Origin of the sequence: Kocuria sp. CCUG 69068, assembly GCF_020833785.1 — a bacterium.
Lineage (GTDB): Bacteria > Actinomycetota > Actinomycetes > Actinomycetales > Micrococcaceae > Kocuria > Kocuria rosea.
Map to the genome: position 1 here is coordinate 16596 of NZ_PDDL01000001.1, position 26609 is coordinate 43204.

General features: G+C 68.9%; 32 protein-coding genes. All 32 read right to left on the bottom strand.

Annotated elements, in window-relative coordinates; translation table 11 throughout:
* Positions 1-86: 86 nt before the first annotated feature.
* The gene (locus CRM73_RS00075; protein ID WP_229586229.1) at positions 87-518 is read right to left on the bottom strand and encodes a hypothetical protein; all 432 of its coding nucleotides are present in this window, start codon (positions 516-518) and stop codon (positions 87-89) included.
* Positions 515-1981, bottom strand: a complete 1467-nt coding sequence (locus tag CRM73_RS00080; protein ID WP_229586231.1) for a GH25 family lysozyme — start codon at positions 1979-1981, stop codon at positions 515-517. The genes CRM73_RS00075 and CRM73_RS00080 overlap by 4 nt, the downstream gene beginning before the upstream one ends.
* Positions 1982-1984: 3 nt before the next feature.
* Complete coding sequence (locus tag CRM73_RS00085; RefSeq protein ID WP_229586233.1) at positions 1985-2317, bottom strand: hypothetical protein; 333 nt, start codon at positions 2315-2317, stop codon at positions 1985-1987.
* 1 nt (position 2318) lies between these two features.
* Positions 2319-2741, bottom strand: coding sequence for a hypothetical protein (locus CRM73_RS00090; protein ID WP_229586235.1), 423 nt, complete (start codon positions 2739-2741; stop codon positions 2319-2321).
* Positions 2742-2803: 62 nt separating this feature from the next.
* Positions 2804-3697 carry a hypothetical protein gene (locus CRM73_RS00095; RefSeq protein WP_229586237.1) on the bottom strand — a complete coding sequence of 298 codons (894 nt, stop codon included), beginning with the start codon at positions 3695-3697 and terminating at the stop codon, positions 2804-2806.
* Between the two features lies 1 nt (position 3698).
* Complete coding sequence (locus CRM73_RS00100; RefSeq protein WP_229586239.1) at positions 3699-5789, bottom strand: hypothetical protein; 2091 nt, start codon at positions 5787-5789, stop codon at positions 3699-3701.
* A 20-nt stretch (positions 5790-5809) separates the two neighbouring features.
* Complete coding sequence (locus CRM73_RS00105; protein ID WP_229586253.1) at positions 5810-6808, bottom strand: hypothetical protein; 999 nt, start codon at positions 6806-6808, stop codon at positions 5810-5812.
* Between the two features lie 14 nt (positions 6809-6822).
* The gene (locus CRM73_RS00110) at positions 6823-7965 is read right to left on the bottom strand and encodes a siphovirus ReqiPepy6 Gp37-like family protein (protein WP_229586255.1); all 1143 of its coding nucleotides are present in this window, start codon (positions 7963-7965) and stop codon (positions 6823-6825) included.
* A 36-nt stretch (positions 7966-8001) separates the two neighbouring features.
* Positions 8002-8943 carry a phage tail domain-containing protein gene (locus CRM73_RS00115; protein ID WP_229586257.1) on the bottom strand — a complete coding sequence of 314 codons (942 nt, stop codon included), beginning with the start codon at positions 8941-8943 and terminating at the stop codon, positions 8002-8004.
* A complete protein-coding gene (locus tag CRM73_RS00120; protein ID WP_229586259.1) occupies positions 8940-12941 on the bottom strand; it encodes a tape measure protein in 4002 nt (1333 codons plus the stop codon). Before CRM73_RS00120 ends, CRM73_RS00115 begins: the two co-directional genes overlap by 4 nt.
* Before the next feature lie 54 nt (positions 12942-12995).
* Positions 12996-13466: a DUF5361 domain-containing protein gene (locus tag CRM73_RS00125; protein WP_229586261.1), complete on the bottom strand. Its 471-nt coding sequence runs from the start codon at positions 13464-13466 to the stop codon at positions 12996-12998.
* Positions 13430-13804, bottom strand: coding sequence for a hypothetical protein (locus tag CRM73_RS00130; protein WP_229586263.1), 375 nt, complete (start codon positions 13802-13804; stop codon positions 13430-13432). The genes CRM73_RS00125 and CRM73_RS00130 overlap by 37 nt, the downstream gene beginning before the upstream one ends.
* Before the next feature lie 167 nt (positions 13805-13971).
* A complete protein-coding gene (locus tag CRM73_RS00135) occupies positions 13972-14568 on the bottom strand; it encodes a hypothetical protein (RefSeq protein WP_229586264.1) in 597 nt (198 codons plus the stop codon).
* 86 nt (positions 14569-14654) lie between these two features.
* Positions 14655-14825 (bottom strand): hypothetical protein, encoded by a 171-nt coding sequence (locus CRM73_RS00140; protein WP_229586266.1) that lies wholly within the window; start codon positions 14823-14825, stop codon positions 14655-14657.
* Entirely contained in the window at positions 14822-15274 is a 453-nt protein-coding gene (locus tag CRM73_RS00145; RefSeq protein WP_229586268.1) for a hypothetical protein, read from the bottom strand. The genes CRM73_RS00140 and CRM73_RS00145 overlap by 4 nt, the downstream gene beginning before the upstream one ends.
* Positions 15271-15519, bottom strand: coding sequence for a hypothetical protein (locus CRM73_RS00150; protein ID WP_229586270.1), 249 nt, complete (start codon positions 15517-15519; stop codon positions 15271-15273). The genes CRM73_RS00145 and CRM73_RS00150 overlap by 4 nt, the downstream gene beginning before the upstream one ends.
* Before the next feature lie 2 nt (positions 15520-15521).
* Positions 15522-15881, bottom strand: coding sequence for a hypothetical protein (locus CRM73_RS00155; protein ID WP_229586272.1), 360 nt, complete (start codon positions 15879-15881; stop codon positions 15522-15524).
* On the bottom strand, positions 15878-16282 hold the full coding sequence (locus CRM73_RS00160; RefSeq protein WP_229586274.1) for a Gp19/Gp15/Gp42 family protein: 405 nt from the start codon (positions 16280-16282) through the stop codon (positions 15878-15880). The genes CRM73_RS00155 and CRM73_RS00160 overlap by 4 nt, the downstream gene beginning before the upstream one ends.
* Before the next feature lie 14 nt (positions 16283-16296).
* The gene (locus tag CRM73_RS00165; RefSeq protein WP_229586276.1) at positions 16297-16737 is read right to left on the bottom strand and encodes a hypothetical protein; all 441 of its coding nucleotides are present in this window, start codon (positions 16735-16737) and stop codon (positions 16297-16299) included.
* Positions 16737-17759, bottom strand: a complete 1023-nt coding sequence (locus CRM73_RS00170) for a major capsid protein (RefSeq protein ID WP_229586278.1) — start codon at positions 17757-17759, stop codon at positions 16737-16739. Before CRM73_RS00170 ends, CRM73_RS00165 begins: the two co-directional genes overlap by 1 nt.
* A gap of 17 nt (positions 17760-17776) precedes the next feature.
* Positions 17777-18160 (bottom strand): hypothetical protein, encoded by a 384-nt coding sequence (locus CRM73_RS00175; RefSeq protein WP_229586280.1) that lies wholly within the window; start codon positions 18158-18160, stop codon positions 17777-17779.
* A gap of 18 nt (positions 18161-18178) precedes the next feature.
* Positions 18179-18970, bottom strand: a complete 792-nt coding sequence (locus CRM73_RS00180; RefSeq protein WP_229586282.1) for a hypothetical protein — start codon at positions 18968-18970, stop codon at positions 18179-18181.
* Between the two features lie 23 nt (positions 18971-18993).
* Positions 18994-19851, bottom strand: a complete 858-nt coding sequence (locus tag CRM73_RS00185; protein ID WP_229586284.1) for a hypothetical protein — start codon at positions 19849-19851, stop codon at positions 18994-18996.
* Positions 19852-19874: 23 nt separating this feature from the next.
* Positions 19875-21332: a phage portal protein gene (locus CRM73_RS00190; RefSeq protein ID WP_229586286.1), complete on the bottom strand. Its 1458-nt coding sequence runs from the start codon at positions 21330-21332 to the stop codon at positions 19875-19877.
* Positions 21333-21354: 22 nt separating this feature from the next.
* A complete protein-coding gene (locus tag CRM73_RS00195; protein ID WP_229586288.1) occupies positions 21355-23025 on the bottom strand; it encodes a hypothetical protein in 1671 nt (556 codons plus the stop codon).
* A 19-nt stretch (positions 23026-23044) separates the two neighbouring features.
* Positions 23045-23509 carry a hypothetical protein gene (locus CRM73_RS00200; RefSeq protein ID WP_229586290.1) on the bottom strand — a complete coding sequence of 155 codons (465 nt, stop codon included), beginning with the start codon at positions 23507-23509 and terminating at the stop codon, positions 23045-23047.
* A 12-nt stretch (positions 23510-23521) separates the two neighbouring features.
* Positions 23522-23935: a hypothetical protein gene (locus CRM73_RS00205; RefSeq protein WP_229586292.1), complete on the bottom strand. Its 414-nt coding sequence runs from the start codon at positions 23933-23935 to the stop codon at positions 23522-23524.
* 376 nt (positions 23936-24311) lie between these two features.
* The gene (locus tag CRM73_RS00210; RefSeq protein WP_229586294.1) at positions 24312-24575 is read right to left on the bottom strand and encodes an HNH endonuclease signature motif containing protein; all 264 of its coding nucleotides are present in this window, start codon (positions 24573-24575) and stop codon (positions 24312-24314) included.
* 88 nt (positions 24576-24663) lie between these two features.
* Complete coding sequence (locus tag CRM73_RS00215; RefSeq protein WP_229586296.1) at positions 24664-24891, bottom strand: hypothetical protein; 228 nt, start codon at positions 24889-24891, stop codon at positions 24664-24666.
* Positions 24892-24902: 11 nt separating this feature from the next.
* The gene (locus tag CRM73_RS00220) at positions 24903-25130 is read right to left on the bottom strand and encodes a hypothetical protein (protein WP_229586298.1); all 228 of its coding nucleotides are present in this window, start codon (positions 25128-25130) and stop codon (positions 24903-24905) included.
* A 114-nt stretch (positions 25131-25244) separates the two neighbouring features.
* Complete coding sequence (locus CRM73_RS00225) at positions 25245-25706, bottom strand: HNH endonuclease signature motif containing protein (RefSeq protein WP_229586300.1); 462 nt, start codon at positions 25704-25706, stop codon at positions 25245-25247.
* Positions 25707-25876: 170 nt separating this feature from the next.
* Positions 25877-26572 (bottom strand): hypothetical protein, encoded by a 696-nt coding sequence (locus CRM73_RS19795; protein WP_305067784.1) that lies wholly within the window; start codon positions 26570-26572, stop codon positions 25877-25879.
* Positions 26573-26609: the final 37 nt, after the last annotated feature.

Below are 26609 nucleotides of genomic sequence, written 5' to 3' on the forward strand. Positions count from 1 at the left end.
CAGCCCCACACACGACGAAACGCCCCCTCCCCGGCCACAGGCGGCCGGAAAGGGGGCGTTCGTCATGCTGACGCATCCCTAGGGCGTCAGAGCGCCATGGAGCCGCCAGAACGGCGCAGCTGCGCGGCACGGGCCTCCAACGCGTCGGCCTCGGGAGTCAGCACCTCGGCGTGCGAGTCGTCCGCCGCGGGCTGCGCTTCCTCGTCCACGGCTTCCGCGGTGCCGACACCGGTGACGGGGAAAGCAGGGACGACCCCGCCGGCGGCGACTGCGGAGCCGCCGACCTCACGGAGCGGATCTCGCTTCGCCCAGGCGGCGACGCCGTAGCCGAGGGCACCGACGAACACGCCCACGGGGACGCCCCAGACGCCGAGGCCGTCCCAGGCCTCGTTGGGGATGGCCGCGATGCCAGCGGCTAGTGCGGTGGCCAGCAGGGTCAGCGCGATCCCGGTCCAGTTGCCGGCCTTCACCTTCGGGGAGATCTCCGCCTCAGCGGTGGTGGCGGTGTGCTTGCTCATGCTTGGGTTCCTTTCAGTGCGGCGACAGTGGCCCGCCCGATCTCGGCGTAAGCCTTCTCCGGGTCGAGCTCGAACTGCTCGGGGGACTTGTCGAGGAGGACGTCCACGGCGGACACGATGGCGTCCAGCTTCCGCTCAGCGGACCACGCCTTGTCCTCGATACGGCCAATACGGAAGCGGAACACCTCGCCGAACTTTCGGACGTTGCCGTTGGTGTCGTTGAACGTGGCGTGCTGGAGGTCCCGCTTGAGGACCCTCTCCACCACGCGCTCTAGCTGCTCTTCGGTTGCCATGCTGAACCAGTCTCCTGTTTCGGTTGCTGTGCCGTAGCCGGTGGGCCGCTTCCACGGGTCACCGAACGCCACGTTCAGGTCAAGGTGCCCCGCGTAACCGGGGAGGGTGCCACGCTGGGTGTACTGCCAGAGGGCGAGTCGCCAGCCGGGTGTCGCGGGTTTCGTGAACGTCTGCGCGTACCCGGTGAACGTGGGCTCCCCGAGCGCGTAGGAGGCGAGCCACAGCCCGTGGGACTTCGCGTAAGCCGACCAGTTCGTCCGCCGCGACTCGGTGAGGTTCATGTAGATCAGGCACTCAGTGCCCATCTCCGCCTCAACCCGGCGCATCCACGCGTCCGCGTAGTCCGTGCGGTGCCCCTGGCCCGGCGGCTCCCAATCCAAGATCGGCAGCACACGGCCCTTCCAGCGCTTCACCTTCGACAGGAAGTGCTTAGCCTCCACGTCACTGTTGGCGGAACCCTTCACCCGGGCGAAGTGGTACACGCCCACGCGTTTGCCCAGCTTGAGGGCCTGGTTCACCTGCGACACGAGATGCGGGTTAGTGAACCCCGCCCCGTCCGTGGCGAGCACGATCACGAAGTCCGCCGGCACGTTCGCCAGGTTGATCCCGGCCTGCCAGTTCGACACATCAATGCCGTTCATCGTCGAACCCGAGAAGTCGGGGGCCGTGAACGTGTTGAGCTTGAAGTACTTGCCCCGGGTGTAGGGGGTCGGGTCCACGGACCCGTAGTAGCCGTTGAGCCAGTTCGCCCGCCGCGGGATGGTCTGCAAGTGCAGGTGCGGGCCCGTAGAGGAGCCGGTGTTGCCGGTGAGACCGACGACCTGACCCTGCTTCACGGTCATGCCAGGCTTGACCATGTTGTTGTCCGACAGGTGCGCGTAGATCACGTCCACGTCGTCGTGCCGGACAACGGTCACGATGCCGCCGCCGACGTTGCGGACTCCGACGGCCGGGCGGATCAAATACCAACGGGCCTCCCACGAGGTGGCGGGGAGGTTCCACACCCAGTCGGAGAACACCACGGTGCCATCAGCGATCGCCACCGCCTCAGTGCCGACCGGGGTGGCATAGTCGTTCGCCCCGTGGCCAGCGCCGGTGTTATAGGACGTCAGGTTGTCCCGGTAGAACTGCGAGATCTTGAATTCTTCGGGGACTGGACGAATGCCCACAGCTCAGCCCTCCCTGTGGTCGTTGATCAGATGCGCCAGACGATCACGCAGCTGCGCAGGCACCGTGGGTTCCGGCTGCCCACCACCGCCGCGGCCCCAGTGAAACAGCCGCTCGATGAAGGACAGTGAGACGGACATGATGGAGCCGAGCTCCTCGATCTTCCGGTCCTTCTCCTCGTCCTTCTTCTCCAAGGACTCGACCCTCAACATGAGGTCCCGAGAGAACGTGATCGCGTTGGCCTCCTTCGTGGAACGCGCCGTGCGCAACGAGGTGAAGATGCCGGCGATGAAAGCGAGCACCGTGCCGAGCACGCCGCCAAAAACAGCCCAATCCATCTCAGATCCTCCCGTCCCTGGTCGGCTCCTTCACGCACGCAGCGATCAGCACCAAGCCGATAGCGAGCAGATAGAAGATCGCGTTGTACCAGGCGTCCGGGACACCCGGTGGGGGACCCGGGATCACCGACATGACCCACGCCCACAGGTACGAGGCCAGCCGTTGGACGGGCATCACCATCAGCGCCCCCACGGCCAGCGGCACCGCGCGCTTGCGCAGTGCCGCGTACACGGCCAGACCGCTCGTCACCCACCAGCCGCCCACCCGCACCGGCATCGGCAGCATCGTGTGGAACAGGGCCGGATCCGGGCCCGGGGCGGCGCCGACAGCGATCCCGGCGCCGATCAGCACCCACACCGCAGCACACCACAGCAGGATCTGGCCCCGGGTGCCCAGGTAGTCCAAGAAGCTCCAGCGGAGCATGAGACCTCCAATAAGAAGAGCCACCCCGTGGGGTGGCTCGTGTTCGTGGCGGCGGGTGATTTCTAGGCGACGGTGGCCGGGTCGGTGTAGGTGTCGCCGTAGTAGCGGCCGCCGGGGGTGAGGACGTCGCGGGTGTACTTGGCCTTCAGCAGGGTGTTGACCTGGGCGTAGGTGCGGCCTGAGACGGTGAGGTCCTCCAGGTAGTAGCCGTAGAAGACCTCCGAGGGGGAGTGCTGCTCGTTGCCGGCGCCCAGGGAGCTGCGGTTCATGCGGTGCGGAAGGAATTGCGCGGACGTGAGGTTGGCGAAGGACGACCAGGCCGCATCCACGAAGTGCGGGGTGGGTGCGCTGGGATTGACGTTGACTCGCTCGTTGCCGATCCGGTTGGCCGTGGGGTACGCGACTTCACCGCTGTCGCCGGACTTGCGCAAGAAGAACGTCGCGGCGTTATTGCTGGTGCCTGCCACAGAGTGCGCCCAGCCGCCGCTGGTGACCGGGCCGACAGGGCGAGTGACGCGGCCCCATTTGGCCGCGTAGAACGAGTGCCCCTTGTTGGCCAGGATCCAGCTTCCGAGCGCTGCCGCCGAACCGGCGCTGGAGTCGATGTTCAGCGTCTCGGCCACACCGAGCCCGACACGGCGCGACAGGATGACGTGGAGACCGCCCTTGGTCGAGCGCTCCAGCTTGTTGCCGTCGCTGATAAGCGTGGACCCGATGGCCATGAGCGGGCTGACCTGGGCCGAGGAGAGACCGGTGGTCGCCATGGCCTGCGTCTCGGCGATGTTCGGGATCACGGCGTTGTGCGGCGGGACGCCAGCGGCCCACGCCCGGTACGGGTGGGTGGGGTCCAGGAACATGAGGGCGCCGGCAGTGGGCAGGATCGCGTCGATGCTCGGCAGGACCGGCGCGTTGGGGTTGTTGATCTTGGTCCCAGTGAGGACGAGCTTGCGGCCCATATCAGGCGACTCCTTCGGTGATGAGACGAGCGAGCATGCCGGCCAGGGGCGTGCCGAGCTGCTCGTGTCCGGCGGGTGCCGACGGGTGGACCCAGTCGGACAGGTTGGCCTCCGCCACGGCGCCCAGGGAGGAGGCGACGTAGACGCGGTTGGTCCTCGCGGCAGTCGTGTCGTAGGCGGCGATGATGCGGGTGGCCGCTTCCTTCATCCGCTGGTCGAACTCCCACTTGTTGACCGTCTGCCCGGTCCACTTGTCCCAGGGGCCGCCGGTGGGGGCGAGGAGGATGACGAACGGGACGGTGGCCGACCAGGCGCGCACGGAGGCGATGACGGTGTCCATCCGCGTCTTCCAGGTCGTGAACTTGGCGTTGTCGATGCCGTTGAAGAAGTCGTTGGTCTCCAACATGATCGAGATCGAGGTGGGCCCGCCGTTGGGGTAGGCGGCCGCGTAGCGCTCCATGTACTTCGGGAAGGAGAACTCCACGGCCGGGCGCGCGATGGCCGTCCAGGCGCCGCCGGTGTACTGGCGGAACTCGTCGGCCTCCGCGTAGGTGGGATCCACGACCACGTCGCCCTCGGCCGGGGCCAGCGGGTAGCCGTCGGTCCCGTAGAGGAAGGGCGCGTTGCTTGGGCCCCAGCCGCGGGCCATCTTCTGGAAGCCGGCGTAGTCGTAGCCGGTGGGGTCCTCGTAGCAGACCCGCTTCCAGAACTGCGTGTTGCCCCAGAACTTGGCCCCGGAGACGTTGGCCGGGAACAGGAACGGGGAGTCGCCCCAGGACTCGTGGCCGATGTTGTCGAAGTAGCCGTTGAGGGACCAGCCGCCGCGGCCCTCGGTGGCCAGCGCCCCGTCGTTGTAGGTGCGGGTGCCGACGGTGGCCGCCCCGGCGAAGGCGGTCACAGCGGAGCGCACGTAGTCCCCGGCGCGGGTGATGGAGTCCCCGATGGCCAGGTGCCGGCGTCCGGTACCGGCCGGGGCCGCGTAGGTCTGGACCGGGATGGACCGGGATCGGACGGTGGCCCCGGTCCGGTCCACGACGCGGATCTCCAGGGTGAAGGACTTGGCCACGTCGGGGGTGTAGGACCAGTGCGTGCCCAGGTTGGAGCCGTTGCCCCCGGAGAAGGTCAGCACCGTGTGGGAGGGGTCCCGGGCCCCGATGACGGAGTCGTAGTAGATCCGGGACTCACGGCCAACGAGCAGCGGAACGGAGGACGGGGCCACGATGGTCGTCGGGTCGGCCGCAGCTTCGGGGGTGGGGATGTTCATCCGGGCTGCCCAGGCTGCGAGGACGCGGTCGGAAACCCGGCCGGTTTCGTCGAACTCCCACTCCAGCTGGCGGCCGTCCTCGTCGACCACGGCGAGGGAGAGCCCGGTGATGTCGGTGCGCATGTCGGTCAGGCCGGTCGCCTCCGCGGCGGCCGGGGCGATGTCCTCGATCAGGATCGACTTGGTCCACTCAGTCGGGCGTCCCTGCATGTTGGCTTCCAGCCAAAGGCGGGCGCCGTTGTCGTCGACCATGGCGAAGGCGAGGTCGTCCTGGTCGATGTTGCCGCCCTCGAGGATGTCGCGGGTGCTGAGCTCCTGGTCCACGGCCGCGGCCGCGGCCTGGGCTACGGTGCCGTCGGCGGCCACGGCCTCGGCGACTCGTCCCTGCACTGCCATCGAGGAGGCGGAGACCCCGTCGTCGAGCAGCTCCGCGATCCTGGCGTCGGCGAGCGCTTCCGCGGTTGGGATGAGCGGGCCGCCGACGATGGTGCCGTCGGGGTACTCGAAGGTGAACGCGCCGGCGGACGCGCCGACGGCGACCGGGGCGGGTCCGGAGGGGCCCGGGACCGGGGTGGAGGAGCGCAGGTAGAAGCGGTGGCCGCTGGAGGTCTGGAAGCCGACGACGGGCTGGTCTTCGACGTAGAAGTCGGGGAAGAGGCCTTCGACGGTGGTGTTCAGCGTCGTCATGGCGAAACCGTTGACGTCGTGCACCTCGATAGGGGTCTCCCAGTTCTCGTCGAGGTGGACGGTGCCGGTGGCCGAGCGCACGATCTCGGTCTGATCGGTATTCGGGTTGATGGCGATGACGCCGGCGTAGCGGAACAGCACGATGCCGCCCTTCCTGTCTGTTAGTCGGTGGTGGTCCAGGTCGGGATCAGGCTGATGCTCGCCCCGGTGCGGATGGTGGTGGTGCCCATCCCTTGGATCGCGCGGATCCGCAGCGCGCCGTCGACCTTGTTCCAGGCCACTGCGATCATCTGCGGAGCGTCATCGGAGCGGGTGACGATGGCCGGGAAGTGCTGCCAGGCCGTACCGGTGGGCGGGGTCTTGGTCGCCTTGGTGACGTCGAAGAGGATCACGCCGAGGTTGGTCCAGCCGCCGGCGGAGAGGGTGAATGTCGCCCCGGTCCGCTCGACGGCGATGTCGGCGTTGTTGATCCGGCGGGGTGGTTCGTTGGTGGAGGTGATGGTGCCTCGGGCGGCCCAGCCGGAGAAGAGCTGCTGGTGGCCGTGGCGCATGCCGATGCTCGAGGTCTTGACCCATCCCCAGGGGGAGCCGTTGTTGGTGCCGCGGCTGAAGGTCCAGGTCTGGTAGTCGAGCCAGACCATGGAGCCGGGGAAGGCGAGGTACTGCATGGCGAGGTCGGTGAGGACCTGCACGCCGCCGGACTCGGCCCAGCAGCGCAGGTCGATGATCTCGGCTGGGGCGGACTGGCCGGCGACCACGCGCACCAGGGCCAGGGGCTGGTCGTCGACGTCGCCGGCGGTGGCGAGCCGATTGGCGGGGATGGCCTTGAGGCTGGTGCCTTGCACGGAGACGAGGCTGGTCTTGCCCGGGGTTTCCAGCCAGGAGCGGCGCAGCGCGATGAGGTCCCAGCGGGAGCCGGAGGCGACGGCGGGCAGCTGCACGCGCAGCGGCTCGGGGTTGTGGTTGAGCTCGTCCATCACGCCCTGACCCCAGGCCCGGCCCGGGGCGACCTCGAGGGTGCGGTCGGCGCCGCTCACGGCGGTGACGGCGCAGTCGTCGAAGCCGACGACGCCGTAGCGGGCGGCGGAGATGTGCGGGGCCATGCGGGCCCACTGGACCTCGTCGATGGTTCCCCGGTAGCCGTAGCTGGTGATCGTCATGGGGGTCTACCTGCCTATCTACGTGCTAGTTCGCGGACGGTGCCGGCCAGGCGGCCGATGGCCTTGGCGAGCTGGGCGGAGGGGTCGTCTGTGCGGTCGCCGACGGAGGGGACCACGGCGAGCCCGTCCTGGTCCCACGTGATCGTGGCCTGGCGCAGGACGTCGGTGAGCTCCACGCCGTTGGCCAGGCGGATGGTGACGGTGTCCCCGACCCGCACCCCGTGCGGACCGCCGTAGCGGAAGGTGCCCGTCTCGGCCAGCGTCAGGGCGAGCCCGGAGGTCGGGGCGCCCTCGGTGAGGGTCTCCTGCGCCCGGGCGGCCAGGGTGGCTGCGGTCTCGGCGTCGCGGGCGTCGCGGAAGACCTCGATGACGTCACCCCACTCGGTCTCGCGTCCGGTGTCCGTGGCGGTGATGAAGGCCCGGGCGGTGCCTTCCCCGGCGCCGCCGGCGACCACGCGGGTGGCCTCGGGCGGGTCCTGGTTCCATTTCCAGTCCACGAGTGTGCCGCCGGCCTCGGTGAGGGCCCGCGGGTAAATCTTGGGCTGGTAGACGTCCAGGACGACGCCGGTGCCCTGCTGGGCGGGCCCGTCCTGGACGACGCTCACCCCGAGCCCGGCCTGCTCGACCTGAGTCAGGACCCGGTCGGCGAGCGGGTGGAAGCGCAGGGACACGCCCCCGGGGATCACCGCACCCCGGCCGAGGTCCGGGGCCAGGCGCACGGGCAGGGCGAGCCGATCGACGGCGTTGACCCGCACCGCGGCCTTCAGGACGGTCTCGGCCGCCCCGGTGGCCCGCCAGTAGGCGCCGTCGTCGCCCTGGGCGGTGACGGCCCGGGTCGGGGCCGCCCAGCCCAGTACGCGCCACAGCAGCCGGATGTCGTCCTGGACAGTCACGGTGATCTGCCCGGCCCTCTCCGGGCCCTCCCCGGAGAGTCCCCGCACCGGCCCGGAGATCGTCTCGGTGCCGGCGTAGGTGACGACCAGGCGAGCGCCCGGTGTCATGAGGTCCGGGACGCGCGGGTGGTCGGAGGCGACGGTGAGCTGCACTTGGCCCTGGCCGTTGTGGACCGGGGTGAAGTGCACGGAGATGGGGTCGCCGATCCAGCCGCGGCGGGTGAGGTGCTTGTCGTATACGGCGATCCGGAAGGGAGGCTTCACGGGTTGCGCCTCCTTCCTGGTGGTGGGTGGCGCCTGCTACCAGGCGCGGAGGTAGCGCGGCTCGAAGGAGCAGACGATCTCGCCGGTGCCGACCACCTCGAGGTCCAGGGAGATGTTCTGCCCGTCGGGGATGGCCACGAACTCGGCGGCGCCGAGGAGGTGGGTGACCTCTTCGGTGCCGGTGTCCGTGCGACGGATGGCGGTCTGCTGGTGCGGGCGGGTGTCGATCTCCACGGTCTGGCCCTCGAAGATCTTGAAGGGCACCTCGATCTGCAGCCCGTTGAGCCCGACCCGGACCGAGGTGGTCGGCCCGGTGATCGTCCAGGTGGGCCAGGCCTCGAGGTCGCCGGTGTTGGTGACCTTGGCCCGGGCCATGGAGGACCCGGAGGAGATCCGGAAGACGGGGGCGGCCCCGTCGTTGAAGAACTCCTCCGGGGCCTCGGAGGCGAAGCGGCGGATGGTCGGGTCCCCGAGCCAGAAGGGCTCCTCGTCGGCGACCAGGGCGATCCCGTAGTTTGCCCATCCCTTGCGGAACGGGTTGAGCGGGAAGGCCGCCGGCTCCCCGTCGAAGCGGGCCCGCAGGTAGCGGCGTTCCTGCGTCATGGGGTGCTCGACGGTCCAGGTGCCGTATTTGAGCGGCTGGAGGGTCTTCCAGAACGCCCGGTCCCAGGTGAGCCAGTCCGCGCTGGAAGTGTCGGAGTAGAGCATGATCGGCCAGAAGACCGGCCGCGGCTGGGCTCGCCAGCCGCGGGCCCGGGACCCGTGCACCCCGGGGGAGGTCTGGGAGTAGACCTCCCACGGGGGCGTGTCCAGGCCCTCGACGCCGTCCTTCTTCAGGATCAGCCCTGAGCGCCGCGCGGTGAGCGGGAACTCGTGGCCGTTCCAGCCGGTCCAGGACATGGTCAGGCCCTTGAACCGTTCCGATCCCGAGATCGGCCCGGGGGTGACCAGGCCCGGGGAGGCGAAGACAACACTCATGCGCCCACCTTCCCGATCGCGCCGATGTTGGCCTGGTAGTTGGCCCGGCGCTGCTTACGGTCCATCTCCTCGACGATTCCCTTGGGCGTGCCGAACATGTTCTCGACCTGCAGCACTGTTGGACCTCCCATCTGGTCCTGGCGGGCCAGGACGCCGAGCGCGGCCTTGTAGGTGCGGGTCTGCTCGGGGTTGAGCACGGACTCGGGCTTGCCGGTGCGGTTCTGGATGATGTTCAGCCCCGGGGTGAGCTCCCCGCCGTTGTCGTGCAGCTTGGGCACCACGGACAGGCCGGCGCCCTTGGCGTTGGTGTCGTCTCCGCCGAGGAGCCCGCCGAGGGAGGTGGCCTGCTTGACCAGCCAGTCCCAGATCCCGGAGCCCAGCGTCTTGGCCATGCCGCCGATCATGTCGCCGATCACGTTGCCCTTGAACCGGCCGATGACCTTGTCCGCGATCCCGTCGACGAGCTTCTTGACGGGGTTCAGTAGGGCGTCCAGCAGCCCGCCGCCGCCGTCCCCGCCGCCGCTGGCGAAGCCGCTGCCCCCATAAATCGCCGACAGCGCGCGGACGTCGGCGCCGGTGACGGAGGCGTGGGCGTACATGTTGTCGTAGTTCATCATGGACGCCGCGCCGTTGCCCCCGTGCTGGCGGGCGTTGTGCGGCAGGCCCAGTGCGTGGCCGAGCTCGTGGGCGAGCAGGACCCGCTTGGAGCGCACGGGCATCCCGCCGGCGATGGAGTTGTTCAGGTAGACGTTGTGGCCCTCCTGGTATCCGGCCCACCACTGGTTCATGTGGCCGGCGCGCACGTGCACGCCGTTGGCGGCCATGGGGCCGCGCTTGACCTTGACCCGGGTGGCGCGGTCGAGCATGTTGATCGCCCCGGTCATGTCGTAGCCCGGGGCCGACCCGGCGACGTTGAGCACGCCGGAGCGGTAGATGGCATCGCGCGGTGCGCCGACCCACGAGCCCATGCCGCCGTAGCTGGGCAGTGCCGCCCCCGGTGCCGCGTGGGCGGGGTTGAGCATGCTCAGGGCCTTGGCGCCGTGACGGTGGATGCCGTCCAGCAGGCCCGGGGCCTTCCGGTCCAGTTCCTCGGTGCGCGCGGCGTTGACCACGAACTCCTTGCCGTGGACCGGCCCGCGGATCTCGTCCTTGCTCTTGCCCCCGGTGCGCCCGCCGGCCTTGAAGCCCTTGGGCATGTTCATCTTGGGCAGATGTTTGGACTCGTCCAGGCCCACCTTTTCCATCACCGTGTTGATATTGGCGCGCAGCCCGTTGTTGTAGACCGTGTTCACGAAGAAGTCGACCGGCCCGCGGAAGATGTCGCGCAGCTTCTGCCACTGCTTCCCGACGCCCTCCTGGGCGGCTCGGAAGGCGTTCGGGATGGTCTGGCGGGCGAACTTCGTCATCGGGTCGAAGGCCTTGGTGCGGACCCAGTCCCAGACGCCGGTGATCTTGTCGCGGATCCAGTCGAAGACCGGGCGCACGTGCTCCCGGTAGAGCCCGACGAAGCGCAGCCCCAGCAGGTGGAGCCGGGTCTGCATCTCCAGGCGCTTGACGTTGAACCAGTTGAGGACGTCGCCGATCTTGGTGCGCGTCCAGTCGAAGACCGGGCGCACGTGGGAGTTGTAGAGCACCAGGAACTTCAGCCCGAGCATCTGCAACCGCATCTGCAGCTCCAGGCGCTTGACGTTGAACCAGTTGAGGACGTCGCCGATCTTGGTGCGCGTCCAGTCGAAGACCGGGCGCACGTAGGAGTTGTAGAGGCCGACGAACTTCACGCCGAGGGCGGCCAGGTAGCCCTGCACCCTGATCCGGGTCACGTCGAACCACGCCCGGAAACCCTCGACCTTGGCCCGGGCCCAGTCGAAGGCCGGTCGGATGGCGTTGTTGTAGAGCCAGGTGAAGGCCGGGCCCAGGGTGTTGCGCACCACCCATGCCAGCCCGTCGAAGATCGTCATGATGGTGCCGACGACGACGGAGACCACGATCCGGATCCCGGTCCAGACCGGCTGCACCACGTGGGTGTTCAGCCAGGAGAAGGCCGAGCCGACCGCCGAGAGCCCGGTCTGGAAGGCCGGCACCGCGGTTCCCGTGAACCAGGACGCGACGGAGGAGGCCGCGGACTTCACGCCCTCCCAGGCGCCCATCACGATGGAGCGGAAGGTGTCCGAGTGCTTCCAGGCCAGCACCAGCCCGCCGGCCAGGGCTGCGAGCGCGACGACGACGAGCCCGATCGGGTTCGCGGTCATCGCGGCGTTGAGCAGCCATTGGCCGGCGGCCGCGGCGCGGGTGGCCACGGTGGTGGCCACGATGGCCACGCGCTGGGCGACGAGCCCGGCCACGGCCCGGGTGCGGGTGAGCACCCCGGCGGACTGGGCGGTGTTGTTGGCGACCGTGGCGCCGGTGTTGGCCGTCGTGCTGGTCGTGAGCGCCAGGCGGGCGGCGGTCTGGCGGTTTTCCAGGATGATGTTGGTCAGGCGCAGGACGTTGTTGGCGAGCAGGACCGGGGCCATGGCGACCTGGGCCCACTGCAGCTTCTGCGAGGAGGCGGTCAGGGCCATGGAGGCCACGCGCCAGGCGATGAAGCCGGCCACGATGACCGGCATGAATCGGATGATCGTGTCGACGTGGCGGGCGAGGAAGGACAGACCGGTGGCGAGCGCGGAGATCCCGGCCACGGCGATCGTGCCGACCGCCCCGCCCAGCTGCGGCAGGGAGGTGAGGAAGGAGGACATCGCCGGGCGCAGGGTGACGAGGGAGTCCCCGATGGAGGAGAACGCGGAGGCGATCTGCCCGCCGGAGGAGCCGAGGGAGGTCTTGAAGGCGTTCCAGGAGGAGAAGTCCAGGGAGCGCAGGGCGTCCCAGGTCTGGCGCAGGGCGTAGGCGGCGCGCTCCATGAAGCCGGGGAAGCCGCTCGAGGTGACCTCGCCGTCGTTGTAGCGCCAGGCCGCGGAGAAGGCGCGGAGGCCGCCGATGAGGGCGTTCATGCCCTTCCCCAGTGGGGAGCTCTCGGACAGGCCCATCCGCTCGACGATCTCGGGGGTGAGGATGGAGCGGTTGCCGATGTCGCGCAGCGGGGTGATGAAGCGCACCGCGGCCGCGCCGGCCGTGGCCAGGGCGCCGCCGACCTTGACGGAGAGTCCCTCCGCGAGCGGGGTGAGGTAGCCCTCGGCCTTGTCGAGCCAGGAGGTGAGGGTGTTGAAGACGGGGCCGATGGCCGGGTAGACGCCCTTGAGCAGCCCTGCGCCCAGGCGCGCGAGGGCCGCACCCATGTTCTTGAAGGCGCCCGTGGTGGTGTTGCCGGAGGACAGGGCTGCGCCCTCCATGGAGGACATCGCGGAGAGGAACTGCTCGGAAGAGATCTTGCCGTCGGCGCCGAGCTTGTAGACGTCGGCGGCGGCCACGCCGAGCTCCTCGGAGAGCAGCTGCACGACGGGGATACCGATGTCGCCCAGCTGGGCGAAGACGTCGCCCTGGACCTTGCCGGAGGTGGCGACCTTGTTGAAGATCGAGCCCATCGCGGCCAGGGAGGTCCCGCCGATGGTGGCGGCGTCGCCCACGAGAGAGAGGTATCCCGTGAGCTCCTTGCCGGGCTTGATGCCGGCGGCCACGGCGGAGGCCGCGGTGGTGGCGGCCTCGTCCATGCCGAAGGCGGTGCCCTTCACCGAGGCGAGGGCGTTGGCCATGATCTCGGCGGTGGCCTCCCCGGAGTTGCCCAGGCCCTTGAGCTTGGCCTCGGCGTTCTCGATCGCCGAGAGGCGCCCGAAGCCCTTTACCAGGGCGGTGCCGAGCACGGCCGCCACACCGGCGCCGGCGACCTTCGCGCCGGTCTTCAGGGTGGAGCCCAGCCCGGAGGCCATGCGCGAGCCCATGGACTGCCCGGACTGGGTGGCCACCGAGGCGATCCCAGAGCTGTTGAGCTCCCGGGCGACGTGCGACTTGATGCCCTTCATCGACGGCATGAGAGGCACGTAGGCCGGAACCAGCTCGATGGCCATGCGCGGCACCTCCCAGGGATGCGTGAGACCCGCACCCCGGTGTGGGTGCGGGTCTCACGATTCGGTTTTCAGGTGGGCGAAGCGGTCGCCGAGCCACTCGATCATGTCGTCCTCATCGAGGGCCCCGGTGCCGTAGTGCTTCTTGGTCGACTGCACCCCAGGACGCTGGATCGGCTCCGGCGGGTTCGCCCCGGGCTTCTGTGCTTCTTCGGTCTTGGCCCACTGCAACCAGTTCAGGGCGTCGGCCATGGAAGCCAGCAGGTGCCGGGTGAGGTCCCATTCCACGGCCTCGGACCCGTCCGTGGACAGCACCAGGGCCGAGGATCGCGGGGCGAACTCGACGATCACGTAGAGGTCGCGCCAGTTGAAGTCGCGGGCGGCCATGGTCGTCGCGCTGTCGAGCCAGCGCAGCCGGTAGCCGCCGCCGGTGGAGAGCAGATCGAACTCGATCGCCTCGCCGTGCTCCTCGAGGAGCCCGGCGAGGTCTGTTATTCCCCCAGGGACATCGCGGACTGCTCGTTCCACTGCGTCATCAGCTGCTCCTGGTCCCAGAGCGAGATGTCATCGAGCGTCTCGTACTGGCCCTCGGCGAGCAGCCCGCCGAAGAGGTACTCGTCGACGGCGTCCTCCTCCAGCTCCCCTGCCTGGACCTGGCGGGTGAGGTTGTTCAGGCCCTTGATGAAGCCGCGGGTGAGGTTCTCGATGTAGGGCAGGGTGAAGGTGCCTGCGTCGCAGGTGTAGACGAACTTCTCCGACGGGTCGTGCCGCTGCTTCTCCTGGCCCTCCTGGTGGTCGGTGGGGAGCTTGGCGCCGGCCTCGGCGGCCTTCTCGGCGGTGGTCTTGGCGGTGTTCTTCGGGGCCATGGGGTGGTCCTTTCTGGAAGCTGTGGGGCTGGGCGGGGCGGTCGTGGTGGGGCGTGCCCCCTGGCCTGGTGGACCGCCCCACGGAAAAGACCAGGCCAGGGGTGTGCAGGGAGACGCCCCGCCGGCGGCCACAGGGGCTGTCGGCGGGGCGTCAGGAGGAGGGTGGATCAGGCCGCGGGCGCGGGAGCCGTGGTGGCCGGGATCAGCTCGTACTCGTACTCGTTGTTGCCGTCCTCGTCGGGGTAGGCGGTCATCGTGCACTCGTACTGGATCGGGCCGTTCTTCACGTGCGGGATCTCGGCGATCTCGGTGATCTGGCCCAGCGGGTAGACCTTCCGGATCCGCACCCCGCCGCGGTCGCGCATCTCGGCGACGTACACGCGGACGGGCAGCTCCTCGGAGTTGTACTTGATCACTCGCAGGGTGTCGCCGGTGGTGCCGTCGACGGTCTCGGTGACGTTGCCCTGGCCGTGGACCTCGCGCAGGGCCTGCAGGGTCCGCTCGATGATCGTGAATGTCACGGTCAGGCCGTGCTCGGACTGCACGGTCCGGGCGATGTCGCCGTTCCAGTCGCGGATCTCCTCGGTGGAGCGCGACGGCGTCTCGGCCAGGCCGGCGTTGCCAATCAGGCCGAGCCCGACCAGGCCCGGGGCCAGATCGGTGGTGGCGTCGGTGGGCAGAGGAGTGCCCTCGGGCCCGGAGAGCAGGCCTCCGGTGGTGCGAGCGCTCTTGGCCGGTGCTCCGACCCGCACTGCGTTTGCCATGGTGGTGTCCCTTCGTCAGGAGTCTGTGGTGGCCCGGGGTCGGGCCAGACGGCGCGCGGGGTGCGGTTCGTCCGTGCGGGGCGGAATCAGGAGGACTTGGCGTCCGTGTCCGGGTCCTTGGCCGGGGCTGGGGACTCGGTCCAACCGGCGGCCTTCCAGGCCTTGGCGTCGGCCTCGGGCACAGTGCGTGAGCGCCCGGGCTGGTTGGGGTCGTAGAGCGTGGTGTACTTCGGGGCCTTGCGGCTGGGGGTGCTCACGAGGGAGCTCCTTCCACGGAGAGGGTCAGTTCGGTCAGCGGGACGGTGAGCACGGCGAGGAACTGGTGGCGGTGCAGTTCCGGGGCCAGGTCGTCGTCGAGGGTGTAGGGCACGCCGAGGTCGACGTCGTAGAGCTCCACGCCGTTGATCTGCTGGCGGGCGGAGGCCAGGGCGAGCAGTGCCCAGGCGCGCTGGGCGAGAGCCCAGGAGGCCACGGAGTTCTTCTCCCAGGTCTCGATGAGGATCTGCGGGACGTCCTGGACGAAGTTGCTCAGCTCCCCGCCGGTACGGGTGACGCGGACCATGCCGGGGGCGCGTTCGTCGTCGATCTCGGTCTGGGCCGGCAGCTCGTTGGCCCGGAAGTGCGCCACGACGTCGGCCTCCACGTCGCGGGGGACTTCGACGATGGCGTCGATCTTCTCCCCGGGGGCGTCGTAGACGACGCTCATCGTGCTCGCCCGATGCTCTTGAGCAGGGTCTGATTCCTGCTGTTGTCCCGCACGGCCCGGGCAGTAGTGGTGATGACCGATGCGCGGGCGCGGGAACGTCCGGTGATGGCAGAGGCCTTGTAGCCGGGCCCGGCGGCGCGGGCCACGATCTGCGCCCGGCGCAGCATCTCGGCCCGGGTGGTGGGATGCTTGAGGATCTGTTCCACAGCGCGGCGGTTGAGCTTGCCCAGGGTGATCTTGGCCATGGTCATCCCTCCGAAAGTTCGATTTCGATCTGCACGCCTTCGTTGCGGCGCGTGTGTGCGTGCGGGTTGTTCTCCCACACGCGCGGGCGGCCGACGACCTCGTAGGTCAGCCCGTCGGGCAGCTGGACCAGGTCGTGGGCGCCGATCTTGCCCTTGGCGCTGATCGGGGCGAGCACGGTCTGGCCGGTGACCACCGGGCGGCGGCCCTGTTCGTCGGGTTCGGTCGAGCCGGTGGGGTAGATCGCGTAGACCTCCATTGGCACCGGATCCTCGTGGCGTCGGCTCTTATTGCCGTGGGCATCGCGGCCGACGGACTTCAACAGCCTGCGCACCCCGATGGTGGCGGTGATGGGCCGGCTCATGCCATCCCCAGTCCTGGTCGGATCCTGATGGTTCCCACGGTGAAGGACGACCCATAGGAGGGCAGGAAGAGCTTGAGGTCCCCGTCGGAGACGTAGAGGTTCACCCCGGCCACGGACTGGTCGTAGGTTCCGCCACCCGAGAAGGGGCCGGTGGTGTCGGAGAGCTGCTTGAAGCCCTCCGGGTTCATGAGCACACGCTTCACGACTTGCTGGGCGGAGAAGGCCACCAGGGCCGCGTTCACCGCCCCAGAGGCCACCAGGGCCTCCAAGTCGGGAACGCGGGCCCGGAAAATGCCGGAGACCACCTCGAGCAAGGTCGTGGCGTTGGTGATCTCCTGGGCGCTGAGGGGCCGCCACATGGCCTCCAGCCCGGCGGTAGTTCCGTAGACGGTCTCGGCCATGGCGGCCCCCTCTCCTACTTGCTCAGCGCGTCGAGGACATCGGCCTTGGAGCGGGCCTCACCGAGGTCCACACCGTGGGCCTGGGCGTACTCGCGCAGGCGGCGCAGCGTCCACTCCCCGGAGGGGGTCTCGCCGGAGACCGTGCCGGTCTCGGCCGGGGCGTCGTCCTGGCGGGTCTCGACCTCGGGGCCGGTGGCGAGCTCGTCGCCGTCGACCTCGTCGATTACCGGGGGTTCGTCCTCGGTGGTCTCCGGGTCGGCGGGCGGGGCCTCGGGCTCGGTGGTCTTGTCGTCGGGTGCGGGCGGCACCTCGGGCTCTGCGGGGGCGCTGCCGGCCAGAAGTCCCGGGTGGGTCACCATGTCGGTGGCCCACTCGGGGAGCTCCTGGCCGGCGGTCAGCACGACCAGCTCAGAGTCCGAAGGGCGGCGCAGCACCACTGTCGCCGTCACCTTCATCAGATGACCGTCGCCGCCATGGTCTTGCGCGGGTTGGCCAGGACCGGGAACGCGACCGCGGCCGCGTTGACCCAGGTCTGCTTGGGGTGCTCGTTCTCGTAGTGCGCCGCCAGGATGCCGGGGCGGTCCGTCTCTTCGATGCCGTACTTGGGGTCCAGGGCCTCGGCCGGGACACCGAAGACGGTGGCGCCGGCGGCCTTGGAGCCCGCGGAGGGCACGAACAGGATCTTGCCCTTGGGCAGCACCCGTGTCTCCACGAACGCGTCGTTGAGGTACTTCGCGTCGTAGATCTCCACGGCCGGCAGACCGTTGGCCTCCAGCACCCGGTTCACGAACTCGTTGGTCACGAAGTCGGGGGTGCCGACCTGGTTGACCGAGGCGAGCTTGCGGAACTGCTCGTTGGTGGCCAGCAGCGCGAACGTCTGCTTCGACATCACCATCGTGCCGTCGTTGTCCCACAGCTCCACCCAGTTGCGGATGTCCGTCAGCGGGGTGGACGTCGCCGAGGTCCACGGGGTGCCCGCGGCGACCGTGTGCGAGGCCGGGCGGCCCCAGTCGGCCTCCTGGGTGACGCCCCGCTCGTTGGTCAGGGTCGTGCGCCCGGTCATCAGGGTCTGGGCGACCGCGAGCTCGATGCGCACGATCGTGGCCATGGTGACGTCGCGGGCGGCCTTGGCGACCTCCGCGCGGAACGCGTCCTCCCCGGCCCGGCGCATCTTGAGCCGGTCGAACTCGGTGATGAAGTGCCGCAGGCCCAGGGGCAGCAGCTCACCGGTGACCGTCTCGAAGCCCGGGCGGGCCGCGATCGCGTTCTCGGAGTCCCAGGAACGAAACTTCGCCGAGGACGGGATGCCGGACTCGCCGGCCTTGATCCGGTACTCGACGTCGTAGGTGTACTCCGTGGGGAGGTACAGCCGCTGAAGCCGGTAGTCGGTGTCCGCGGGGCGCTGCTGGTTCTGCACCTCACGGGAGAGATCGGTCAGTTCGACCGGCTCGAAGTACTCAGTGACGAGAGTCGCCATCTTCAGTCGCCCCTTCCTCAGGCCTTGCCGAACACGAACTTGGAGATGTTGCCGCTGGTGACCCCGGCCGGGGCGAACGCGACAGGCAGCAGGGACGCGTCGATGGTCCCGTGCCAGATGTAGCCGACCGAACCGTCGCCCTTGGTGGTGTCCACCGGGTCCACGATGAAGCCGGAGAACGGCTTGGTCGCCTGGTCGCCGACCACGAACGGGGCCGCGATGCCGTCAGCGCCCACCGTCACCGGGTACAGCGCCGGCACCAGGCCGTCGCTCACCCCCGGGGCGGTGGCCCAGGTGGCGGCCTTGAGGGTGCAGCCGAGGCTGTCACCGACGGCGTGCTCGGTGATCAGCGCCCGCCGATCCACCCGGCCGTAGTTCTTGCGTCGAGGATTGACGCCCATCTTTTGCCTCCTACAGGCTTAGAGATACTTCTTGGCGATGTCCGCCCCGCTCATGCGGGTCGGCACCTCGCCACCGGTTCCGGTGCCTGTGTCAGGCCAGGTCTTGCCGCCACCGGCGAGCCGGGAGGCGTAGTTCTTCACCTTGTCGGTGTCGACCGTCAGGTCGTCCTTGAGGAACTTGCTCAGGTCCAGAGGGTCCAGGGCCTCGGCGATCTCCTCGGGCTTCCGGGACCCGGCCAGCAGCCCCTGGAAGGTCGCCTGCACCAGGGCCGGGCCGTACTTCGCCGCCGCTTCCTGCGCGGCGGTGTCCCGGCCACGCTTCTCCGCGTCCTGAAGCTCCCGCTCCCGCTCCGGCACGGACTGCCGCTCGTGCTCTTCCCACTTCTCGGCCTTGGACTTGATGTCGTCGTAGTCCGCGCGCGAGCGCACGGTGGACTCGTGCTTGCGGGCCTTGTCCTTCCAGTAGGCCTCGCGCTGCTCGACGGTCATCTCCGCCAGCGGGGTGTCGGCCGGGAACCCCTTGTCGGCGTCCTTGGCCTTGTCCTCGTTGCCGGTGTCCTTGCCGTCCTGGGCGTTGCCGGTGTTCTGACCGGACTTGTCGTCCAGGCCGGATGCTCCGGTGTCGCCGGAGGCGCCCGTGCCGGACCCTCCGGTGTCGCCGCCGGCACCCGAGTCCCCGTTGCCCTCCATGACGGCGTCACCGAAGGTGCACCGGTGGAAGTCGAGCAGGGCCTGCACGCCGCCGGGGGCGGCCAGGTCGATGCCGGAGGCGGGGTGGACGAGGCTGGGCAGAACAGTGGTGCGGTGCATGGTGTTCCTCCTGTGTCAGGGGGTCAGTCGGTGCTCGTGTCGAGCGCCATGGGAAGGTCGTCGGGGCCACGATGGCGGTGCTTGGGGTTGACCAGCAGCGGGCCGATCTCGCCGTGCTCGGTGATCTCGTAGCGCTGCTTGATCAGCCCGGCCCGGGCCGTGGTGCCGGCGTCGTCGTAGAGCCGGTTCAGCTCGTCGTCGTTGAGGTCGCGGCCGGGATCGTTGCCATTGACGATCGGCAGGACGTCGCAGACGCACCCGTGATGGATCGGCAGCAGGTCCCCGATGCTGTAGATCCGGTCGGAGGCGGCCAGGCAGATCCCGCAGACACCGTTCTTGGACAGCTCAGGCCGGATCACCCGCCGGTAGCCCTGAATGCGGCCGCCGCGGCCGAAGCGCCGCCCCGCGGGGGCGTCCCCGCCCAGCGAGCGTCGTGCTTGATGGGTGCGGGCCAGCTGCAAGTCGGTGCGGATCATGGTCTGCGCCCGGGTGAGCACGGCGGCCGCAACCACTGGTGCGGCGACCCGTAGGGCCGTCTGGTAGCGGTACTGATCGGCCAGGCGCCCATAGACGCCCTGGTGGGTGATGCCCTGTCGCAGCTGTGCGGGGTCGATGGTCGCCCCGAGCGGGGCCACGTCCTCGGTGAGCATCTCGGAGAGCACCCGGGCGATGTAGGCATCGGTGAGAGCGGCGCTCTGCCGCTGACCGGCCTCGACCGCCGCGACGATCGAGGCGGTCATCGCGGTGATCGCCTCCCGGCTGTACCACTGCTCGAACTCCTCGACGGTGGGCAGCGCCAGGGACTCCACCCGGTTCTGAATTGCCTCGCTCTGGGCGGTGTGCGCGTCGACGAGGGCGAGCACGGTGGCGGCGTCCATCATTCACCTCCACGCCCTGGTCGGTGCTACTGCGGTGCCGGATCCCCTGCTGGGACGGGCTGCGGTGCCGGCGCGGAGGCCGCGAGCGCGGCCGCGGCGTTGGGATCGACGCCCATCATGAAGTCGTCGAGGGCCGCGGACATCTCACGTTGGATCTGCTCCGGGGTGGCCTGCCAGCAGTTCTCCAGGATCCAGCGCTTAGACATGCCGGCGGCCTTGGCCTGCTGGGCGGAAGACGCCTTGGTGGTCAGCGGCCACCGCTCGACCGGCATCCACTCCACGGACAGGTTGGTGAGGTCTCCGCGCTGGTCGTCGCCCATCATCCGGAACCCGTAGGCGATCGCTCGGGCCAGGTCCCTGCCGAAGCGCATCTCACGGTCCTCGGTGGCGAAGGTGAGGCCCTCACGGGTCAAGGCCGCGCCCTCGGCGGACTGGTTCGCGCCCTCCGGGGAGAGCACGTTCAGCGGCCGGCGGGTGACGGCGGCGAGGTTGCGCACGTCGTCCTTGACCGCGTTGAGGATCCCGGAGAGGTCGACCTGCCCGGACTCCCAGATCTCGGCCGAGGCCGGGAGCAGCCACATCGCTCCGGGATCGGACTCGAACAGCTCGTCGTAGTTGATCTCCTGGCCGGCGCGCGGGTGGTTGTCCGGGTAGGTGTTGGGTAGGTCGCCCTTGACCGCGCGCTGACGGAAGGCCTGCATGGTGGCGATGACCATGCGCTGGAGGATCATGTGGTCGATCCGGTCCAGCAGGTCGGTGTGGCGCTCGAACTCCCCGACGCCGCGGCGGTTGCGCAGCCGCACCACCGGCACCCGCACGTCGCCGGGCAGGGCCAGCCCGTCGGGGTCGTCCCACTCCCACTCGGAGGGGTTGAAGTAGACCATCTTCCGGTTCGTCGTGCGCGGGGCGGTGGCCCGCCACAGGCGCCCGGCGATCCACAGGTAGGCCACGTCCTGGCCGGCCTCGGAGTCGTGCAGGAACCGGGCGGCGGCGCGCACCACCGACTGGTCCTCGGCGTGCTGGATGGACACCATCTGCCGCGGGTCCTCCCACGTGAGACGGATGTCCTCGACGGTGAGATCCCGGTCCATCGGGGTGCCCGGGCGGATCCCGGTGATCAGGTAGGACACACCCATGACCAGGGCGTGCTCCAGGGCATCGGGGAAGGACACGTCCAGATCGTTGGCCCGGTACATCGTCCACGCCGTCTCGTCGGAGGCCTCGGAGGACACGGAGGTGCGAATCGCGCGGACCCGCATCCGCTCGAGCATGGAACCGACGACGAGCTCGGCCATGTTCAGCCGCGTCTTGCGGTAGAACGTCTCGGCGGCCTTGGGCAGGGACGAGGACAGCGCGGGGGAGGGGCCCTTGCCCTCGTAGCGGTCCATGAGCTTCTGGTGGGCGCTGCGGGTGCCCTTGAGCTTCTGGTAGAGCCGGTCCAGCCACCACCCGGGGGTGTACTGCTCGGACGTGTCGATCGCCACGGAGCGGACCTCCCTCCCGATGTCAGCGCACCCGCACAGGCACGGTGAGCACGTTGGTGTTCTGCTTCTTCAGGGCGCCGCCCTTGCGGGCGTCCAGACAGGCCTGCCAGGACAGGACCGAGCACATCGCAAAATCCATCTTGTTCTCCAGGCGGCCCTCGAGCTTGCCGATGATCCACAGCGGCTGACCCTGGTCATCGAGGATCCGCAGCTCCTGCTTCCCGCAGTTGCCAAGGTGCCGCACCAGGTCGTCGTGACGCTCCTCAGAGCCGCCGAAGGCGACCGCGGCGGTCTCGGTGGCCTCCACGTAGGCGCGCAACGAGTACGCCATGACCTTGTGGCGGTTCGTCCACCACTCCTGGACGACCTCGTGCTCACCGGCCCACTTGCCCATCGTGTCCGTCCAGTAAGGCGGGTCACCGTAGAACAGCAGCACGTCCCACTCGGACATGATCCACTCGAGGGTCTGCGTGACCTCGTCCTCCGGGACCTCCCAGTCCGCGGCCTGCTGCGGTGTGAGCACCGCATCGGGCCGCTCCCAGGCACCCACGAGCTCCTGCAAGCCGGTCTCCACGTCGGTGATCACGAACCCGGTCGAGTCCCGCCGGCGAGCGCCGTCGAAGCCGACCGTGACCCGGCGGCCGCGCGCGATGCGCTGACCGGGCACGAGCAGCCCGTTTTCCCGCATCGCGGTGATGCTGAAGGCCTGCGATCCGGAGGAGTGCCAACGGTTGAGGTAGACGCGTTCCCAGTAGGCCTTGTCCGCGCCCTTGCGGTCGTAGTCCTTGGCAATGCGCAGGAACTGTCCGGGCCCGTACTCCCCGGTGGGTCCGGTGGCCTCGGCGACCGCGGCCACGCGCTTGTCCACGGTGGTGAGGTCGTCGTGGGTCTCACCGGCCCAGCGGGCGAAGAAGAACAGCGAGGGGTCTTCGACCTTGCCCTGCTGGATGTCCTCGGCTTCGTGGCGCAGGTCCTCTTCGATGGAGCCCTGCCCGGCGGCACCGGCGGTGGAGGTGTAGAGCGCCCAGGGGTCCTCCAGGGGGCGCTTGGCGAGGTTCTGCTGCATCGTCTCGTGGGCGTGGCGCACACGGGGCATGTAGAGGCGGTGGGGCTCGTCGAAGTGCTGGAAGGTGGTCAGCGCGCCGTCACGGGAGCCGGGGGACCCGGAGACCGGGACGGCCTTGCCGTTGTCCTGGCCGCGGGAACCCAGGCGGATGATCCGCTCCAGGGAGATGTCGAACAGGTCCGCGTCCGGTCCGTTCTCGGCCACGTACTTCAGCACACCGAACGCGAGCTCGGCGACCTGCTCCTCGGAGACGGCCATCATCGGGATGTAGGGAAACTCCACCGGCCGCCCGACCGGGTTGCCGTAGGCGTCGAACCCGTCGCACCGGACCGGGGCCTCCGGGTGCAGCTCGCACAGGGCGAGCCACGCAGCCCGCTCCGTCTTTGCCGTGCCCTTGCGCTCCTCCAGGGCCACGCGCTGGAAGCGCCGGCGCCCGGCGAGCTCGTGACCCTGCGGGAAGACCTCATAGGCCCGGTAGAGCTGGGCGCGGAACTCCTTGGTGACCACCGCCGGGCGGCCGGCCAGCGACCCGGGGCCGTAGACGCACCGCTCCTCGATGAACTCCGCGACCGCCGGACCCAGGGTGGGATAGGTCAGGTCCAACGGCGGCACGATCAGCGTCGCCACGGGACCTCCCTCTCGGGGTCTACTGCACGAGCGTCAGCCTCGGGTCGTCGCCCTCGTCAGGCTGACGCGACGTCGAAGACCCAGCGCGGCGCCGGGTGCCGCGGTCCTTGGCTTCCTCCGCGGTCTCGATCGTCCACTCCAGCCGCCGCCGGTCGTAGGGCGTCAGGCCGAACGCCTGGCGCTGCAACCTGATCTCACCGGCCAGCTTGGAATCCGGGGCGACCCAGAACTGGTCCATGAGCGCGGCGAGCACGAACAACGCGTGCTTATCCGAGGAGTGATACTCCGCCGACATCGGCGCCGCCCACAGGTCATCCCACCACTCCAAGGTCTGCGCCTGCCACGGGATCTCGTCGCCTTCCAGGTTGCGGCGCACCGGCAGCTCGGGAGTCTCCGCCGCAGCCGCCCCGGGCAGGAGCACCGCCGCCGTAGCGGCCTTGTTCCCACGAGCGCGCACCGAAGTGTGCTTCTTCGCCTGCGGCATGGCGTCTCCTCTCTACAGCTCGAGCTTCCGGCCGGTCACGGCGATGTAGCGTCCTTGGGAATACCGCTCGACGTGCAGGCCGTTCTCCCGCCGGCGGGAACCGCGGCCAGGGCCACCGGTGTGCCATACGTGCACACCCTCCCCGGACAGGGACACCTCCACGAACAACTTGTTCGGTGTCGCCTCGATCAGCGCGCGCGCCTTCTCGTCCAGTACCCCGCCGGTGATGCAGTGATCCAGATCGATGCAGGAGATCTCGTCCTCGCTGGTCAGCACGAACCCGAGTCCGACGCCGCGCCGCGAGCGCTTCGCCTCCTCGTAGGAGCACCAACTGCTCGGGTCCGTGACCGAGGCCCACCGGCCGTTGTCCGCGCGCACCGGGCGCTTCTTCCGATCCCGGCGCACCCACTGCGGGGAGCCGGTCATCTCTGCCGGCAACCGGGAGTCCCGGTCGCGCTGGCGCTTCGCCGCGACCCGGCACCGGGTCGTACAGAACCGTGCGTCATCGCGAAGCAGACGGATCGAGACACCGCAATGTTCACAGGTCCTAGGCATGCCCCAAGTCTACCTCAAGCACCGCATAAACAGACGGATTATCCGTTACAAGTCATCAGAAAGAGCACCGACGTGAACTGTAACGGATAACACCTGTCAAACACTGGTTACGCTGGCCACGAGCATCCGATCCTGGGAACCGTAGCCAACACTTTTTCACGAACCTTGGCGTGAGAGCAAGAACGCCCGGGGGAGGGGGTGGACGGGGGGCCATCCTGCTCACCACCACCGTCACCGCACCGGAACCTCACTGGTACCCGGCCCGGCGCTTACCCTCCCGGGACTCCGCCTGCGTCTTGATCTTGTGGCAGTGCGGACACGCGCCCTGGCCGTTGGCCACATCGAACGGTGCACCGCCGAACGCGACCGCCACCTTGTGGTCGGCCTGCGTGGCCTTGCCTGAGCATCCCGGATACTTCAGCCGACACCGCCAGTGATCCCGATCGAGCACCGCACGACGCCACGCCTTGTGTTCGGCCGTCGATGTCCGCGGATCACCTCGCCAGTTCATGGGCCGGTGCTCATCGCAGTACGTCACCCCGACGACCTTGACCGGACACCCGAAGTGACCGCACGCCTTCGACGCCCTGGGCATCAGCTCAGTCCCCGTCGTCCACGTCGAGCGCCTCACGCAGGATGTCCTGCTGCACCCTCGTTGCCATACCGAGACGCACAGTGTTGCTCATCCACGACGAGAACCAGCCGAGCTTGGAGAACAGCTCACCGTTCTCACCGACCTGCTCGCACTCCACGATCATGATCGCCCGGGCCACGGCGTAACCATCCGGTACCTCGACGTCCACCTCGGCGCCATCGATCCGAACCACCTCGACACGAGTCACAGCCCCAACCCCCAACGCGCTCCCCGCTCACGGTCCACCTTGGCGATGGCCTTGTCCGCGGTCGGATCCGCGTAGGTCCGGAGCTCCGGCTCCGGGCCCACCATGTACGGGTTGTTGCCCCGCCGAGGGAACCGCGCGTAGGCCGCTTCGGCGCGAGCCTGCTCAGCTCTGGCGACGTCGCCCGACGTCGGACGAGGGCGCGGCCGGAAGGGTTGCTCGCTCATGACTGCCTCCCGTGGGGCCGAGTGCCGGCGCGACGCTTCCCCACACCGCACCGGCACCCGGGCATGAGGAAGGCCCCGGGAGCTGCTCACGCGCTCAACCGGGGCCTTCCGAGACTAAATGGATATGGCGGGGAGCGGATCATATAGCCTCGCGCGCTCGCGAATTGCTACCTGCTCTGCCTCTTCGATCGTGGGATAGGTCCCGAAAAAGTGAACCTTGCCGTTGTGGCCGATTCGCACGACCCATCCCGATCGGTTCTTCCCGACCCCGCGGACACCGCTGTGGATGTTGTTCCGCTGAGGCCCGGACCTGTTCTGCTTATTCTGCTGTGACGTTGCGACACGCAGGTGCTTCGGATTCACACAGGAAGTGTTGAAGCACAGGTGGTCGATCTCCATGCCTTTCGGGATGGGGCCGAACGCCATTTCATACGACACCCGATGCGCACGACGCGGAGCACCTTGGACAGTGAACTGTCCGTACCCCTGCGGAACTCTTGACGCCGTCCAGTTCCAGCAACCGTTGGTCTTCTCGACCTTGGCCCAGAACCGTTCCTCTAACGTAGGCTTGCTCATGTGATCGTCCTCCAACGACGGTCGCCACGCCCCCGGAGGTTGCCGCCTCGCGGGGGTCATTAAATGGTTGAAGTGCCGGAGGACCGCTCATCTCCGACACTTCAACTGATCTAATCAGATCCTACGCGACACACGCCGTTCCAACAAGCGCGCCAGCCCCACAGGTCAATTCAGACCCTCAGACCCTCACTACGCTCTCTCTCGGCCTCCCAGGCATCCAAGACGTCCCCAATCCGATACAGCGCGGGCTTCCCCTCCACGAACGGGCGAATCACCTCCCTCGCCGCCCACCGCTGCAACGTCCGCGCCGTCACAGGCACCTTCAACGACCGCGTCAAAAACACCGCCAGCTCAGGCAACGTCCCCACCTGACCCCGCGCCTCCACCGCCAACTGAGCCCGCCCCTCATCCCACGCTTCGATGTCGTACTCCGCCCCACACCGCCGACACCGCGCCAACCCCTCATCCCGACGCGTGACCACGAACTCCCCACACTCACACGCCCCCAGCACCCGCCGCTCCTCCGCCGGCTCCAACACACGACCCGCCGCCACCAACGCATCATGAAGGTCCTGCGCCACGATGTGCACCTGCGGACTCCGACACAACTGCTGAAACCCCGGCAGATGCCAGGCCCGCGCCACCAGATGCGCCGGCCTCTCGTCATACCGAAACCGCGCCTGAGGATCCGCCAGCTGAGCAGCCGACCGGAGCACCACCACCACGTCCTCACGTGCATCAGACGCCGAGACATCAAACGCCATGCGCTCGCCGGTCCCGTTGTTCCCTCCCTGCTTGGCCTGGTTCGTGATGTTCACATCGAGATCCCGCAGGATCTCGATGCTGCGCCGAAGCTCCTCCCGCAAGGTCGAAGCATGGGCCGTGCAGAGCTGCCCGATCGTG

What these genes read in the sequence shown, in the direction of transcription:
- CRM73_RS00075 (WP_229586229.1), bottom strand. Translation starts at nt 518, where the DNA reads ATGAGCAAGCACACCGCCACCACCGCTGAGGCGGAGATCTCCCCGAAG.
- CRM73_RS00085 (WP_229586233.1), bottom strand. Translation starts at nt 2,317, where the DNA reads ATGGATTGGGCTGTTTTTGGCGGCGTGCTCGGCACGGTGCTCGCTTTC.
- CRM73_RS00090 (WP_229586235.1), bottom strand. Translation starts at nt 2,741, where the DNA reads ATGCTCCGCTGGAGCTTCTTGGACTACCTGGGCACCCGGGGCCAGATC.
- CRM73_RS00095 (WP_229586237.1), bottom strand. Translation starts at nt 3,697, where the DNA reads ATGGGCCGCAAGCTCGTCCTCACTGGGACCAAGATCAACAACCCCAAC.
- CRM73_RS00105 (WP_229586253.1), bottom strand. Translation starts at nt 6,808, where the DNA reads ATGACGATCACCAGCTACGGCTACCGGGGAACCATCGACGAGGTCCAG.
- CRM73_RS00115 (WP_229586257.1), bottom strand. Translation starts at nt 8,943, where the DNA reads ATGAGTGTTGTCTTCGCCTCCCCGGGCCTGGTCACCCCCGGGCCGATC.
- CRM73_RS00120 (WP_229586259.1), bottom strand. Translation starts at nt 12,941, where the DNA reads ATGGCCATCGAGCTGGTTCCGGCCTACGTGCCTCTCATGCCGTCGATG.
- CRM73_RS00130 (WP_229586263.1), bottom strand. Translation starts at nt 13,804, where the DNA reads ATGGCCCCGAAGAACACCGCCAAGACCACCGCCGAGAAGGCCGCCGAG.
- CRM73_RS00135 (WP_229586264.1), bottom strand. Translation starts at nt 14,568, where the DNA reads ATGGCAAACGCAGTGCGGGTCGGAGCACCGGCCAAGAGCGCTCGCACC.
- CRM73_RS00145 (WP_229586268.1), bottom strand. Translation starts at nt 15,274, where the DNA reads ATGAGCGTCGTCTACGACGCCCCCGGGGAGAAGATCGACGCCATCGTC.
- CRM73_RS00150 (WP_229586270.1), bottom strand. Translation starts at nt 15,519, where the DNA reads ATGGCCAAGATCACCCTGGGCAAGCTCAACCGCCGCGCTGTGGAACAG.
- CRM73_RS00155 (WP_229586272.1), bottom strand. Translation starts at nt 15,881, where the DNA reads ATGAGCCGGCCCATCACCGCCACCATCGGGGTGCGCAGGCTGTTGAAG.
- CRM73_RS00160 (WP_229586274.1), bottom strand. Translation starts at nt 16,282, where the DNA reads ATGGCCGAGACCGTCTACGGAACTACCGCCGGGCTGGAGGCCATGTGG.
- CRM73_RS00165 (WP_229586276.1), bottom strand. Translation starts at nt 16,737, where the DNA reads ATGAAGGTGACGGCGACAGTGGTGCTGCGCCGCCCTTCGGACTCTGAG.
- CRM73_RS00170 (WP_229586278.1), bottom strand. Translation starts at nt 17,759, where the DNA reads ATGGCGACTCTCGTCACTGAGTACTTCGAGCCGGTCGAACTGACCGAT.
- CRM73_RS00175 (WP_229586280.1), bottom strand. Translation starts at nt 18,160, where the DNA reads ATGGGCGTCAATCCTCGACGCAAGAACTACGGCCGGGTGGATCGGCGG.
- CRM73_RS00180 (WP_229586282.1), bottom strand. Translation starts at nt 18,970, where the DNA reads ATGCACCGCACCACTGTTCTGCCCAGCCTCGTCCACCCCGCCTCCGGC.
- CRM73_RS00185 (WP_229586284.1), bottom strand. Translation starts at nt 19,851, where the DNA reads ATGATGGACGCCGCCACCGTGCTCGCCCTCGTCGACGCGCACACCGCC.
- CRM73_RS00200 (WP_229586290.1), bottom strand. Translation starts at nt 23,509, where the DNA reads ATGCCGCAGGCGAAGAAGCACACTTCGGTGCGCGCTCGTGGGAACAAG.
- CRM73_RS00205 (WP_229586292.1), bottom strand. Translation starts at nt 23,935, where the DNA reads ATGACCGGCTCCCCGCAGTGGGTGCGCCGGGATCGGAAGAAGCGCCCG.
- CRM73_RS00210 (WP_229586294.1), bottom strand. Translation starts at nt 24,575, where the DNA reads ATGAACTGGCGAGGTGATCCGCGGACATCGACGGCCGAACACAAGGCG.
- CRM73_RS00220 (WP_229586298.1), bottom strand. Translation starts at nt 25,130, where the DNA reads ATGAGCGAGCAACCCTTCCGGCCGCGCCCTCGTCCGACGTCGGGCGAC.
- CRM73_RS00225 (WP_229586300.1), bottom strand. Translation starts at nt 25,706, where the DNA reads ATGAGCAAGCCTACGTTAGAGGAACGGTTCTGGGCCAAGGTCGAGAAG.